This is a genomic window from Halogeometricum borinquense DSM 11551, assembly GCF_000172995.2.
GTDB classification, from domain to species: Archaea; Halobacteriota; Halobacteria; order Halobacteriales; family Haloferacaceae; genus Halogeometricum; species Halogeometricum borinquense.
In genome coordinates, this window is sequence record NC_014731.1 from 226,467 (window position 1) to 240,275 (window position 13,809).

Annotated in this window: 11 protein-coding genes; 6 read left to right on the plus strand and 5 right to left on the minus strand. The window is 58.0% G+C overall.

Features of this window, described 5'->3' with window-relative positions; all coding sequences use genetic code 11:
- Nucleotides 1–9: 9 nt before the first annotated feature.
- From HBOR_RS16855 to HBOR_RS16875, 5 genes are all read left to right on the plus strand, one after another.
- Complete coding sequence (locus HBOR_RS16855; protein WP_006054599.1) at nt 10–783, plus strand: molecular chaperone TorD family protein; 774 nt, start codon at nt 10–12, stop codon at nt 781–783.
- Complete coding sequence (locus HBOR_RS16860; protein WP_006054598.1) at nt 783–1,676, plus strand: hypothetical protein; 894 nt, start codon at nt 783–785, stop codon at nt 1,674–1,676. The genes HBOR_RS16855 and HBOR_RS16860 overlap by 1 nt, the downstream gene beginning before the upstream one ends.
- Nucleotides 1,673–2,506, plus strand: a complete 834-nt coding sequence (locus HBOR_RS16865) for a HEAT repeat domain-containing protein (RefSeq protein WP_006054597.1) — start codon at nt 1,673–1,675, stop codon at nt 2,504–2,506. Before HBOR_RS16860 ends, HBOR_RS16865 begins: the two co-directional genes overlap by 4 nt.
- A 2-nt stretch (nt 2,507–2,508) precedes the next feature.
- Nucleotides 2,509–3,810, plus strand: a complete 1,302-nt coding sequence (locus HBOR_RS16870; RefSeq protein WP_006054596.1) for a P-loop NTPase — start codon at nt 2,509–2,511, stop codon at nt 3,808–3,810.
- Nucleotides 3,811–3,931: 121 nt separating this feature from the next.
- Complete coding sequence (locus HBOR_RS16875; protein ID WP_394295390.1) at nt 3,932–5,194, plus strand: MFS transporter; 1,263 nt, start codon at nt 3,932–3,934, stop codon at nt 5,192–5,194.
- Nucleotides 5,195–5,354: 160 nt separating this feature from the next.
- Here HBOR_RS16875 and HBOR_RS16880 read toward each other — a convergent pair whose 3' ends face one another.
- The 3 genes from HBOR_RS16880 to HBOR_RS16890 are packed head-to-tail and all read right to left on the minus strand — an operon-like array spanning nt 5,355 to nt 8,233.
- On the minus strand, nt 5,355–6,341 hold the full coding sequence (locus HBOR_RS16880) for a Gfo/Idh/MocA family protein (RefSeq protein ID WP_006054594.1): 987 nt from the start codon (nt 6,339–6,341) through the stop codon (nt 5,355–5,357).
- Nucleotides 6,342–6,380: 39 nt separating this feature from the next.
- Entirely contained in the window at nt 6,381–7,268 is an 888-nt protein-coding gene (locus tag HBOR_RS16885; RefSeq protein ID WP_006054593.1) for an ABC transporter permease, read from the minus strand.
- A gap of 2 nt (nt 7,269–7,270) precedes the next feature.
- Nucleotides 7,271–8,233, minus strand: a complete 963-nt coding sequence (locus tag HBOR_RS16890; RefSeq protein ID WP_013440773.1) for an ABC transporter permease — start codon at nt 8,231–8,233, stop codon at nt 7,271–7,273.
- A 198-nt stretch (nt 8,234–8,431) separates the two neighbouring features.
- Between HBOR_RS16890 and HBOR_RS16895 the strand changes: the two genes are divergently transcribed.
- A complete protein-coding gene (locus HBOR_RS16895) occupies nt 8,432–10,513 on the plus strand; it encodes a dipeptide ABC transporter ATP-binding protein (RefSeq protein WP_006054591.1) in 2,082 nt (693 codons plus the stop codon).
- A 207-nt stretch (nt 10,514–10,720) separates the two neighbouring features.
- Here the strand turns inward: HBOR_RS16895 and HBOR_RS16900 are convergent, their stop codons facing one another.
- Both HBOR_RS16900 and HBOR_RS16905 read right to left on the minus strand, forming a co-directional pair.
- The gene (locus HBOR_RS16900; protein ID WP_013440774.1) at nt 10,721–12,343 is read right to left on the minus strand and encodes an ABC transporter substrate-binding protein; all 1,623 of its coding nucleotides are present in this window, start codon (nt 12,341–12,343) and stop codon (nt 10,721–10,723) included.
- A 645-nt stretch (nt 12,344–12,988) separates the two neighbouring features.
- Complete coding sequence (locus tag HBOR_RS16905) at nt 12,989–13,768, minus strand: IclR family transcriptional regulator (RefSeq protein WP_013440775.1); 780 nt, start codon at nt 13,766–13,768, stop codon at nt 12,989–12,991.
- Nucleotides 13,769–13,809 lie beyond the last annotated feature (41 nt).

Genomic DNA, 13,809 nt, shown 5'->3' on the forward strand with positions numbered 1-13,809 from the left:
GTGACCGAGATGGATACTAATACAGAATCTGACACGAAAACAAACACAGATCCGACGACAAACGTTGATTCGGCAACACCCCGGGATACGGAGACGCCCGCCGACGTAGCCGACACGCTTGACGCCGCAGCACTCGACAGGGAAGCGGCCGCACGGAGCGGCATTTACGCCATGCTGGCGACGCTGTTTGACGAACCTGACAAGGCGCTGTACGACCGACTTGCGTCCGGCGCGGTCAACGAGACGTGTGCAGAACTCGTGGCAGCCAGCGGATTGGACGTTACTCCTCCAGACCTTACCGTTGCGGAGGATCACGAGACGATCTGTGCGCGCTTCAACGACCTGTTTACCATCGGGTACGCGGAGTACACCGACCGGACCGACGGGTCGCTGCACAGCGATGGGCCGCCGGTGTCGCTGTACGGGTCATCGTATCGCCCGGACGCGTCGTGGAATGACGTGAACCTCGACTTGGCACGGGCGTACGATTACTTCGGGCTGACAGTCGATCAGTCCGCTCGTGATAATCACGATTACCTCCCGTACCAACTCGAGTTCGCGGGCTACCTCGCACGCCGGGAAGCTGATTCGTCGCCGGACGCCGGGCGCGCGAGGCTCGACTTTCACGACAGACATCTTCACGTCGTCGCCGACGGACTCGCAGAGCGAATGGCAGACGAAAGAGGAACCGGACTGTACGGCGAACTGGCCGCGTTCCTCGGGCGGTTCGTTACCGCTGACCAAACTGCGCTCGCAGAGCGATTCGAGGGAGGTGGTGGATAGTGAGTAGCCGTCGCGCTACGGAGGCGACGAACGGGCGACTCGACGCGACCATCGCGTCGCTGTCGAATCGCTCACCCATCGCTATTCGTCCGCTCGCGGGAGTTCTCGCTCTCGTCCCGATCCTCGGGACGTTGCTGTACCGGATCGGTAACAACGTTCCCGGTTCGCTCTCGGCTTCCGTTACCGAACTCGTCACTGTCGTCCTCCCGTTCGTCGCTGTGGGGCCCGCTTTCGCCGGACTCCTTCTCGCAGCGGCGACCGACCGCCCGGGCGAGCGCGTCGGACTCGCCTTCGTCGGCGGGTTCGGACTGATTGCACTCGCAGCCCGCGGTGCGTGGTATCCGGCGGCGGGGGGTGTCGTCTTCGGTGGTCTCTTCGTCACCGGCTCTATCGCCGTTCGGTCGTGGCGGAGTGACCGTCTCGAAGGCGTTCGCTACCCTGTTGTGGCCGCCGTTCTGGTCGTCGCCGTCGTCGCGTCGATTGTGGCCACGGCTGGTATCTCTCCCGCGACGTTCAGGCCGCTCGGTTCGAGCGTTGCGCTCTTCGGTATCGGTCTCACGCCGGTTCTCGTGGGAACTGATCGGCTCAGTCTCGCCGCTGGCGTCGTCGCTGGCGCGCTCGCTCTCAACGCGGCGATAACTCTCCCGTTCGTCACCGGTGCAGTGTTGCTCGTCGGCGGCGGTGTCGTCGGCGCACCGATTGCACTCGTTGTCTTCGCCGTCGGCGGTGGTGTCGCCGGACTCATCGCCGCCCTTCGTCGCGGCCAATTCGACCGCGCGTGCGGTGCCGGAGTACTCCTCGCTGCTGGCGTTCCGGCAGTACTCTTACAGGCACTCGGTGTCTTCGTCGCACTCGCTCTTCTCGCTGACGAACCGGGAGGTGACGCTTTGTGAGGGACGAAGACGAGGCGACTGACGGTCCGCCAGATCCGCAACTCCATCCCGAGAATAGCCCCGGATTCGACGCTGACACGTCGGGATTAGCGGATATCGAGGTGGACCGGGATGTGACAATCGGTGACGCATCGTTGGCCGAACTCGCCGCGAGCGACACCGAACCAGTCGAATCCGACGCCGTTGCCGACTTGCTGTCGTCGCTTTCGGGCGATGACGTCGTCGAACGCCGTCGGGCCGCGCTCGCGCTGTCAGAGCGCGAACGCACGGATCCTATCGTCCAAGGATTGGCTCACGCTGCAACGACCGACGCCGACGCAGACGTTCGACAGTTCGCCGTCGAATCGCTCGCCAAACTGGGTGGGCCAGTTGCCGCCGAAACCGCAAGCGTCCTTGTTGATGACGAGGATCCGTGGGTCCGTGCCGAGGCGGTCGTCTCACTCGATAGATTGGACCGCGGCGCCCACGCAGACCGAATCGAGGGCGCACTGGACGATGCGCATCATGCGGCACGTCGGAACGCCGCTATCTCGCTGTTCAAACACCGCGGTGAGGATGCACTCCCCGAACTTTTGGACCTCGCCGACGACCCGAGCGAGCGCGTCCGTGAGTGGGCGGCCCACCTCCTCGGGGGGATCGCAGACGACCGAGCGCACGAGACGCTCGAACGACTCGCCGAAGAAGACGAGCGGAGCGTCGTCCGCGAAACTGCGGTCCGAGCGCGTGACGTCGATGCCGGGAGCTTCCGTCGGCAGTTTAGCGGTGCGTTAGACGAGAGCGACCGAACGCTTCCGGGCGAAGATGACCTTAACCGAACACCTGACCTCTGAATATGACCGACGATACATCACCGAACGTCGATACCGAAGCGACCGCTGTCGAAACTGATTCCGATACGCTCGAAGATCGGGTCGAAGCCGCGTTACGGGCCGTCAGAGACCCGGACGCCGACGTGAACGTCTTCGAAGCTGGACTGGTCGAATCGATCACTATCGAGGACGATGCCGTGACTGTCGAGGCGGCCGTGACCGAGTTCGACGACGCGAACGCACAGGTCGTGATGCGAGCGATGTTACAGGCTCTCCGCGACGTGCCGGGAGTCGAGAGCGCGCACGTCGAACCGGTCGCGCCGTCGTCCGCTGATATGACTGCAGGCGTCCACGGATTCGACACGGTGATCGCCGTCGCAAGCGCGAAAGGCGGCGTCGGAAAATCGACTGTTGCGACGGGACTCGCCTGTGGGTTGGCGGCCGACCGGGAGACAGGCTTGTTCGACGCCGACATCCACGGTCCGAACGTTCCGACGCTCCTCGACATCGATGGCCCCATCCGCTCTGCTGACGATGGCAGTCCGCTTCCAGCCGTCGCCTCGGGGCAGAACGCAGATCTCGACGTGATGAGCGTTGGATTGATGGAGACGGGCGCACCGCTTGCGTGGCGTGGTGCAATGGCGCACGATGCGCTGACAGAACTGTACGAGGACACCGCATGGCACGCCGACGACACGCTCGTTTTAGATCTCCCGCCCGGGACCGGCGACGTGGTTCTCACGACGCTTCAAGAAGTGCCGGTCGATGGCGTCGTCGTCGTCACGACGCCTTTCCCGGCGAGTCTCAAAGACACCGCACGGAGTGTCGAGCTATTCCGAGACAATGGGGTCCCGGTTCTCGGTGTCGTCGTCAACATGGGTTCGTTCGACTGTCCCTCCTGTGGTGACAGTCACCCGTTGTTCCCGGAGGGTTCGCCGGGTGAGACGCTCTCGGCGCCTCTCTTGGCTGAACTTCCGTTCTCACCCGCGTTGCAGGAGACGCCTGAACCCGGTACCCCGCACGATTCGATGGCCGAACTGGCTGACGCCGTTGCGGACGCGGCGGAGACAGCGTGGGACGTTACGGTTCCGGACGAATCGCTGGACCTCCGTGGCGACACTCCCGAAAAGCGGAAAGAACGTGTCTCTGAGCGCTTCACGTCGCTCGAAAGCGGCGCGCAGTTCACGCTCGTCAGTGACCGCGACCCGACGCCCGTCCGTGAGTTCCTCGCCACCCTTAGTGACTGCCGCCCTGACGAACTCGCGGATCTCCAAGTCGAACGGCAAACACCGAATGACTGGGTTCTTTCGGTAACTGTCCCCTGAGGCGGTGACAACGGCAGTCGGGTGAGGGTGCTTACGGTGGACTCACCTCACCCGCTCGGCGGCGTCCAACGGCCCGCCGTCGAACGTACCGCTTATGCCGCAGAGCAAACACCAACAGTCGATGGGCTCTCTCCGTCTCATGCGGTACGCGACGCTCGCCGTGACTGCGGCCATCTGGTTTCTCGCCAAGTTCGTCCGATACGCGTTCCCGCCGCTGTTCGAGGCGTTTCAGGCGAGCTACGGTCTCTCGGTTGCGACGGTCGGTCTCGTCTACACCGGTCTCATGACTGTCTACGCGCTATTGCAGTTTCCATCGGGAATGATCTCGGATCGATTCGGGTCCGTTCAGGTCATCACTGCCGGTTCTATCGTGGCCGCTCTCGGTTCGTTGACCCTCGTCTTCGACGCACCAGCACCGCTGTTCGTCGTCGCGGCGGTTCTCGTCGGCGCGGGGACCGGCGCGCACAAAACTGTCTCTATTCGCGTCCTCTCTCGCGTTTACCCGAGTCGAACCGGTCGGGTGCTCGGGATTTTCGATACTATCGGCTCCTACGGCGGCGTCGGTGCATCAGCGGTCGTCACGCTGTTTCTCGTCGTTCCGCCGATTGCCCGCCCACTGATTTCACGCTTGCCGGGAGAACCGTGGCGCGGCGTGTTCCTCCTCGCCGGTCTCTTCGGCATCCTCCTCGCGGCGGCGTTCGCGTGGCTCGTCCCCAGCCAACTGGCGGCGACTGATGATCCGAATGCTACTCAGGACGACGACGGCAGAGATCCAACCGTATTCGACTATCTCAGACAGTTCTCCGATCTGCGATTCTCCGCGTTCATTCTCGTTACAATCTTCTTCTCGTTCGCTTACAACGGCGCCGTGGCGTTTTTACCCCTGTATCTGTCTGAAACGGCGGATTTCACCACGACAACGGCGAATATCCTCTACTCTGTGCTGTTCGCGTTGAGCATCGTACAAATCGTCACCGGCGACATTAGCGACCGGACTGGTCGCCTGCCGATTCTCGTTGTCACGCTCGTTGTGGCAGCGGCGGCCCTCGTCGCGCTCGTCGTTTTCGCGTCCGCGGGACCGCTAGTACTCGGTTCCGCGGTCGTTGCCCTCGCCGTCGGCAGTCACGGCTTTCGCCCGGTCCGCGGCGTTTACCTCGTCGAAATCCTGCCGGAATGGATCGCAGCGGGCGGACTCGGCGTTGTTCGGACGCTTCTGATGGGTGCCGGAGCAGTATCGCCCGCTATCATCGGCTACGTTGCGGACGTGTTCAACTTCCGCATCGCGTTTGTCGTTCTCGCCGCATCGATGGCCGGTGCCGCCGCACTCGCTGCCGGACTGTTACTCTCTGAGCGAGATACAAGCACGTCTGTGCGCGGGGTGTGATCGCTTCACCGGTATCTCGAACTGTTTGTACTCAGAACTAGACATTCTCTGATATATACGCATAATCTGACTATTAGCTGTTCTTAGATAGATTGGAATACCCACAATATCTATCTATCGAAGCCGAATGTGGGACCATCAGCTTCGGCGATTCGGGTAGTTACGACATTTCTGGCACGGTAATCCGCTCGCCTCTCCCGTTGCTCTCTCGAATGCAGTCGATGAGATGCATATTCTGCGCTGCCCGTGAGAGGTCTGTTTTCGGCTGTTTGTGCTCTGCAACGCAGTCTACGAAATGCTCAATCTCCAGTCGATAGTGATCGGTCGGTTCGAACGACTCGGTGAACGACTGGCCATCGACTTCCCCGGTGATTTCCATCTCGGCATCTGTCGGGGTATCGAACGCGTCGTGTACCTCCAGCCATCCGTTTCGTGCTTCGACGCGGTAGAATTGTGAGAGAGTGGATTCGAATCCCGAAGAGACGTTCGCGGTCGCTCCCGAGGGGTACTCGAAGAGTGCGTTCATAACGGTGTCCGTCCCGCTGTCTCGGGGGTCAAGTAACGACCCGTACACCGTCTCCGGAGTGCCGAGTACACTCCGAGTTAGGTCAACAGGATAGTATCCAACGTCCATCATACTGCCCCCATCCAGTTCGTCCTGTAATCGGATATCGTCTGGGCGGTCCTGTAGCAAGAAGGCAAATCGGGCAGTTACAGAGCGGATTTCGGAGAACTGGTTCCGGATAATCTCGTGTACGCGTCTCGTCCGGGGATGGTAGGCGTACATCAGCGCTTCCATCACGACGGAATCGCTCGCTTCGACGGTCGCGCGGAGTTTGCGGGCTTCGTCCGCATCGACGGTACTCGGCTTTTCACACAGCACGTGAAGGTCGTTTTCTATCGCTCGTTTCGTCCACGTGGCGTGTAGACTGTTCGGTAGCGGATTGTATATCGCATCGATGTCTTCACGCGCCACCAGTGCTTCGTACGAGTCGCACACTTCCGGAATGCCGAACTCGTCTGCGACGGTCTGTGCTCGGGACGAATTTCGAGACGCGATTGCACTGACTTCGTGGTCGGTCTGTTTGATCGCTGGAAGGAAATGTTTCGTTCCGATGTTCGCAGTGCTGAGGATTCCGAATCGCATATACTGGGACAAACGTGTCGCGAACTTAGGCGTATTGATTCACTGTCCTTCAGGGTCGATCACGTCCCGGAGGGCATCACCGAGTAGATTGAACCCCATGATTGTCAGGCCGAGTGCGAGTCCCGGCCACAGCATGAACCAGATCGAATCGTGGAGGTGGCTGCGCGAGGAGGAGATCATATATCCCCAGTCCGGGAACGGTGGCTGGGTGCCGAGTCCAAGGAAGGACAGCGAGGTGCCGATGAGGATCCCGAAGCCGATTCGGATGGACGCCTCGACCAGTATTGCGGAACTGACGTTCGGCAGTATCTCCCGAAAGGCGATTCTGAAGAGCGATTCTCCGCGGGCTTCGGCTGCGGTGATGTACTCTTCGTTTATCACTGATAACGTGCTACTGCGGGTGATCCGTGCGATACCCGGCGTGAAGACGACCCCGATTGCGAGAATCGTATTCACTAGTCCGGAGCCTAAACCCGTTACGACGAGCAGTGCGAGGAGCAACGACGGGAAACTGAACAAAGTGTCCATGAGTCGCATGACGACTTCGTCGAACCGCCCGCCGAGGTACCCCGAGAAAATCCCTAGCGGGACGCCGAACAGTAGCCCCAGCGCGGTCGATGAGAGTCCGATAATGATGCTGGACCGTCCGCCGTAAAGCACGCGAGAGAGGAGATCTCGGCCGTAGTCGTCCGTCCCAAGTAGGTACTCCCCACCGGGTGCGGCGAACTTATCGATGATATGCGTGGCCGTCGGGTCGTACGGTGCGAGAACTGGGGCCGCAAAGCTGAACACGAGAATCGGAGCGAGAATCACGACACTCAAAAGTCCTTTCTTCGTCGAGAGGAGCGCGCTGGCGGTGGTCAGAACTCTGTTCGAAAGTGGCGTCGAAACCGTGATTGCCCGTGCGTTGTGGTCGTCAGTTGCCATGGTTAGTTCTCTCCGTATTCGATCCGCGGATCGAGGTACGTGTACATGATGTCCGCTGCAAGGTTCGTAACGGTGTAGACGATTGCGATGAGCATAACCGACGCTTGTAAGACCGGGAGATTTCGCGTTTGAATCGATCTGACGAGGAGTCGCCCGAGTCCGGGGAAGGTGAAGACTTCCTCGACGATCACGATGCTCCCGAGAAGATAGCCGATGTTCAGTGCGAGCAGCGTAATCGTCGGTAACAGCCCGTTCCTGAGCGTATGCTTCGTGAGTACCTTGAGTTCGCTCAGCCCTTTGAGCCTCGCTGATCGAACGTAGTCCTCACGGAGCACTTCCACAATCTCCGAGCGGGTCAACCGCATAACGTGTGCGGTGAGGATGATCGAGAGCGTGACGCTCGGGAGGATCATGTGCTTTGCCCACGTCACGATTCCTGCACTCAGTGGTTCATACCCGCCGAATGGGAGGATCTGGAACACCGGCCCCGCGAAGAGCGTGATGAACAGCGTTCCGATCACGAACTCGGGAAGGCTCACGCCGACGTATCCACCGACGCTGGCGAGGAGGTCCCAGATTGAGTCTTGTTTCACCGCCGCCAGAACGCCGAGCGGAATCGCAGTCACCGTAACGAGAGTGAGGGTCACGATGGCGAGCTGGGCGGACCGAACCAGTCGGGGGAAGATGATCGCCGTTACCGGTTGCTGGTTTGCGAAACTGGTTCCCCAATTTCCGGTGACGAATCCGCCCAACCAATCAAGATACTGGACGTACCACGGCCGGTTGAGTCCCAGTTGTTGTTCTATCGCGGCGATGCTTTCGCTTGTTGCCTGTTTTCCGAGAATCATGACCGCTGCGTTTCCCGGCAACAACTGCGTGACGCCGAACACGATGAGGGAAATCAGGATGAGTGTCACCCCGATGTACCCGAATCTCTTGGCTAGATATACGGTAAAGGCTGCCATGCTTCGTTCCAACGTCTCACGCTAGGGTGTAATATAGCTTATGGGGCGTCCAACTGTTTTCAATCGTGGAACAGTTGGATGCCGTCTCGTCTCCTGGTGATCTCGTTCCGCTCTGGAAAAATTGTATGATATAAAACAAATAAGCAGGTAAACATAATGGGTTACATATAAGTATTGGTCCGTACACTGAATACATCGATGGCAGTTGTTAGACAGAGTCTCCCAGACCAGTCTCTCGAACCAGTGCTCTCAGTGGATAATCTTAGCGTCGAGTATCTGACCGAGGACGTATCAGTCAAAGCGGTACGCGACGTTTCTCTCCATATTAACGCCGGTGAGACGTTGGGTATTGCTGGGGAGAGCGGCAGCGGCAAAAGTACGTTGGCACTGTCGATTCTCCGCTATCTGGGCGAGAACGGACGGATAACGAGCGGGAACATCGAGTATCACGGTGCATCGATTCTCGATCTTTCCTCGAAGGAACTTCGGGCGCTCCGCGGGAACGAAATCGCTCATGTTCCCCAAGACCCGAATACGTCGTTGAATCCCAGTATGCGGGTCGGCGACCAAATCGCGGAAGTACTCCGGACGCACCGGGATATCTCTCGCGCGGAGGCGATGGAACAGACCTACGACGTACTCCGTGAGGTGAACATTCCCGATCCGGAGCGGAACGCAAAGCAGTATCCGCACGAACTCTCCGGCGGACAGCAACAGCGCGTCCTGTTGGCGATTGCACTCGCATGCCAGCCACAACTGCTTATTTTGGACGAACCGACGACAGGTCTCGACGTGACGACGCAAGCAAAAATTCTGGACCTCATCAACGAGTTGATCGAGGAACGGAATACGAGCGTCTTGCTCATCACGCACAACCTCGGGGTAATCTCACGGATTGCGGACCGAGTCGGGATCATGTATGCGGGAGAGATTCTGGAGTACGGTTCGACGGAGAAGATATTCGAATCACCGGCGAATCCGTACACGCAGGGACTTCTGGCGTCGCTACCGCAAGGGGACAATCAACGACTGAAGCCGATTCCCGGACAGATTGGTGATCTGACGGCGGTCAGTGATGGTTGCACGTTCGCAAACCGGTGTGAGTTCGCCGAACCTGCCTGTCGGAGCGGATCAATCCAGATGGAAGCAGTCCGTGGTGAGTCGGACCACCTCACGCAGTGCCGGCGCTGGGAGCATGCTCTCACGAACCCAATCCAAGCCGATACGCAGGAACGACACACCTCGCCGAACGCGAACGAAGAGCCACTTATCGAGGTTCGGAACGTCCGAAAACACTTCGACGAGCCGTCGATGGTTGATCGGTTCCTCGGTGGCGAACCGCCGGTCAAAGCCGTCGATGGTGTGAGTTTCGACATTCACGACTCGGAAACGCTAGCGGTCGTTGGTGAGTCCGGGTGCGGGAAGAGTACGCTCGGGTCAGTTCTCCTCGATCTACAGTCCCGTACTGACGGCTCTGTGTCTTATAAGGGGACAGACGTAGGCGAGATGAATAGCCAAGCAATGAAAGAATTCCGCTCAGAGTGTCAGATCGTCTTCCAGAACCCGCATTCGAGCCTCAATCCGAAGCACACTGTCGGTGAGGCGATCAAGCGCCCGCTTGAGATGTTTACCGATCTGTCTGATGCGGCACAGCGCGAGCGTGTGGCCGAACTTCTAACGCAGGTCGGGCTACAACCGGACTACGCGAAACGGTACCCTCGGGACCTTTCGGGGGGTGAAAAACAGCGTGTCGCCATCGCCCGCGCCTTCTCGGTCAATCCGTCCTTCGTCGTACTCGACGAACCCGTCTCGGCGCTCGACGTGAGCGTGCAAGCGAGCATCCTGAATCTGCTCACGGAACTCCGGGAAGCGTACGGAACGTCCTATCTTCTCATCAGCCACGACCTGAGCGTCGTGAGATATATCAGCGACCGGGTGGCCGTGATGTATCTCGGAAACATCGCGGAAATCGGGACGACCGAGGAGATATTCGAACCGCCGTACCATCCGTACACGCGAGCGCTTCTGTCGAGCATTCCGTCAACGGACCCGACCGTCGAGACAGACCGGATTTATTTGGACGGCGATGTCCCCAGCGCGCGTGACCCACCATCCGGATGTCCGTTCCATACTCGGTGTCCACAGAAAATCGGCGATGTCTGTGAACGCGACGTGCCGTCGCTTGAAGCAACCGAATCAGCACAGCGAACCCACCAGATTGCCTGTCACCTAGAACAAGACGAGATGGTGCCGGACGAGACGGTGTCGTGGATGGAGTAGCCCCGCTTCGACAACTCACTTCGTACGCGAATCTCCTGTGCGGCTCATATTCACTTCTCAGGTGTCTCTCTCACTCGGGTTCTGTTCATGTCCGAGCGCAGACCGTATCTAGACTTGAAACTGGTCTGGACGCTTCCGCTCGAAGAATGCCGGAAAAGCGGTGGCACCGATAGCTATCGCTCCGCGGAGGCAACTCGGCGGTGCGTCTCACTTCGTGGGTGCGTCTGGACCTAGTGCATATTCATCGGGGAAGAACAGGTACGCGAGCGGATTGAGACTGTATTTTTTCACGTATTTCTTCGAGGCGCCGATCGTATCCGTGTAGAAGGGAATCGCGTACGGTCCTTCGTCACGGACGATCTGCTGGGCTTTCTTCATGAGCTTTTGCTTCCGGTCGGGGTCGGTTTCAGCGATGGCGTTGTCGACTGCCGTGTCGAACTCTTCGTTCGACCAGTGTGATTCGTCGTTCCACGCTCCTTCCGAGTGCAGGAGGAGCTTCATGAAGTTAGCACCGCTGATTCGCATCCCGTATGCACCGACGTAGAACGGCGATTTCGTCCACACGTCGGCGCTGAAGTTGTCGTAGCTCATCACTTGGATGTCGAATTCGATTCCGATCTGTTGGAGCTGCTCTTGCATCATGACGGCGGTTCCCTCCATGTGTGGGATGCTGGCCGTCTCCAGCGTGAGGCCGAACTCTTCGGTCAGGTTTATCCCGTCGGGATAGCCTGCGTCAGCGAGGAGCTGTTTCGCTTTTTCGAGGTCCTGTTCTCGAGCACCGACATCAGCGTAATACTCGTAGGCAGGTGAGAGCAACGAATCCTGTCCCACCGTCCCAAGTCCGTCTTGAACGCCCTCGATAATCGCTTCGCGGTCGATGGCGTGCATCACGGCTTGCCTGACTCGCTTGTCGGACCACGGCTCGGTGTTCACGTCCATGACGAAGTTAGCGATTTCACCGCCGGGAGTGCGGTGCGTATTCGCGTCTGAGAGCCCTTGTAACGTTCCCCACTGTCCGTAACCGGGTTGCCAGATAATATCGACATCTCCCGTTCGGAGGGCGTTCACTTGATTGCTCTTTTCTGGAATCGTTATCTGCGTGATTTTGTCGATGTAGGGGAGCGGTTCGCCGTCGTCGCCCGTCCGGTAGTAGTCATCGTACCGAACGCCGGTCAGTTTGTCGCCGGGGGAGAACGATTCGAGCGTGAATGCTCCCGACCCGTGTTCTTCGGAACCGAGCGCTTGCCGACGCTTTGGGTCCGTCACAATCTCTTCGGGGACAATCGAACCCCACCCTTTCGCAACTAACTTGTGAAAGTCCGAGTTCGCGTTTTCGAGCGTGAACCGAACCGTCTTTTCGTCAACGGCTTCGACACGCTCGATAGCGCCCATCGTTCCCTTCCCCGGACTCCCAACGTCGTCGTCGTATACCGTCTCGAAGGTCGCTTTCACGTCTGACGCGGTCACAGTGCCGCCATCGTGGAACGTTGCCTCGCGAAGCGTGAACGTCCACTCGTCGGAGGCGTCGTTTGACGACCAATCCTCCGCTAAGTCCCCGTACACTTCCAGATTGGGGTCGAGCCGGGTGAGCGTCGAATAGAACAGTTTCACTCCCCACCGCTGCGGGAACTGGGAATCCATCATCACGGGGTTAATCGTCGTCGTCTCCGGCGTGATGGCCACGCGGAGATGACCGCCCCGTAAGTCATCGCCGCTTAGATCGGACTCATGGGTTCCATCTCCGCCTTCGCTGGCACTACTGGATGCCGTCGAACTTCCCCCGTCGCCAGCACAGCCCGCTAATCCAGTTACTGTGCCCGTCCCGAGCATACTCAGATACCACCGTCGGGAAAGTTTACTATTGGAACTAGTTGCGTCGTCCTGTGACATTGCGAATCACACTCTATCGTAATAGTATTTATGCATTTTGATTGTGTACCTTATATGTTCGGTTCACGCGTCCATATGGTCCTTTCTTTGTCGATTTGTCGGTGGTGAATGCGGAATATATGAGCGTGCAATCCGGCGATATCGGTGACAGCCCACTCTATGCCGGAAGATACCCGTCGTCGCCGAAAACTGCGGTCGTCACACTGGTTTCCATCTCAGTCCTGCAAACCGTGGTTGCTCTGGAGAGAAAAATCGTATACAGTAGCGGTCTGTCCCTGTTGAAAGCACTAAATAGTGAGACAGGCTGTGTTGGTAAACTGACTCTGCTATGATTTGTGGATAGCAAATCCAGGTGTTTCTTGCTATGAAATTTTCAGTGATATCTGTTAGTAACTAATTACTGAGATGCTTAGATTAGAAACTACATTTGCAACCATTGGAAATGCGTTACGAGAATAGTGCTGTAATTCAATCTGCGGCGAGACACTCGTAGTATTACAAAATTAAGTTTGTAATGGAATGTGCTGGTCTAGTTGTGTCTGTGACATAATAACACGATTTGTTATCTACAAACATATCCCTGTACTACTGGTTCTGTAACGTAGATATATTCACGCTGATAATATTCGCGGCTTCGATCACTTTCTCGCTGAGTTCGTTGTGGAGTTTCTCGAACGAAAACCGACTTTTCGGCCCGGAGATGCTTATTGCACCGTACAGTCCGTTATCGTTCTGAATCGGCGCACCGATTGCGCGGGTTCCGAGAATCTCCTCTTGGTCGTTGATGGCGTATCCCTGTTTGCGAATGGTCTCGAACTCCTCGAACAACTCCGCTTGGTCGGTAATCGTGTTTTCGTTCATCGATGGCAGTCCCTGCTCTTCGACAATCGTTCTCGCCTCTTCGGGTGGGAGATGTGCGAGATACGCTTTACCCGAGGAACTCCAGTGCAGGAAATCGTGCGTTCGTCGTTTCATCTTGTTGAAGTTTTCTGAGATCCCTTTTTCGCCTTGGACCTTGTGTAAATAGACGCCACGACCGAATTCGCAGGTCATCAGGTGCGAAAACTCTCCTGTTTCTTCGGCAAGTTCCTTCGTTACGTTCTCACCCGCAATATGGAGGAGGTTCGTATCGAGCACGTACCGACCTTTGTTCAGGAACTTCAAACTGAGGCGGTACTCTCCATCCGATTTGACCACGAACTCCATCTTCTTTAGCGTCGCCAGATGGTTGTACACGCCGGGTTTCGAGAGTCCCAACGCGTCTGCAAGTTCTGTTACCGTTGCACCGTCCATCTCCTCCAGCGTATCGATCACCCGGCAGGTGTTTTCGACGGTGCTGAGCGTTCTTGGACTGCTATTTGCCATTAACAAATATCTTGGTAAAGATGTATATATAAAACTGGATA

Excerpts from the sequence above, each read along its gene's own strand:
- HBOR_RS16900 (WP_013440774.1), bottom strand. The coding sequence starts at position 12,343 with ATGCTCGGGACGGGCACAGTAACTGGATTAGCGGGCTGTGCTGGCGAC.
- HBOR_RS16905 (WP_013440775.1), bottom strand. The coding sequence starts at position 13,768 with ATGGCAAATAGCAGTCCAAGAACGCTCAGCACCGTCGAAAACACCTGC.
- HBOR_RS16855 (WP_006054599.1), top strand. The coding sequence starts at position 10 with ATGGATACTAATACAGAATCTGACACGAAAACAAACACAGATCCGACG.
- HBOR_RS16885 (WP_006054593.1), bottom strand. The coding sequence starts at position 7,268 with ATGGCAACTGACGACCACAACGCACGGGCAATCACGGTTTCGACGCCA.
- HBOR_RS16875 (WP_394295390.1), top strand. The coding sequence starts at position 3,932 with ATGGGCTCTCTCCGTCTCATGCGGTACGCGACGCTCGCCGTGACTGCG.
- HBOR_RS16895 (WP_006054591.1), top strand. The coding sequence starts at position 8,432 with ATGGCAGTTGTTAGACAGAGTCTCCCAGACCAGTCTCTCGAACCAGTG.
- HBOR_RS16880 (WP_006054594.1), bottom strand. The coding sequence starts at position 6,341 with ATGCGATTCGGAATCCTCAGCACTGCGAACATCGGAACGAAACATTTC.
- HBOR_RS16890 (WP_013440773.1), bottom strand. The coding sequence starts at position 8,233 with ATGGCAGCCTTTACCGTATATCTAGCCAAGAGATTCGGGTACATCGGG.
- HBOR_RS16870 (WP_006054596.1), top strand. The coding sequence starts at position 2,509 with ATGACCGACGATACATCACCGAACGTCGATACCGAAGCGACCGCTGTC.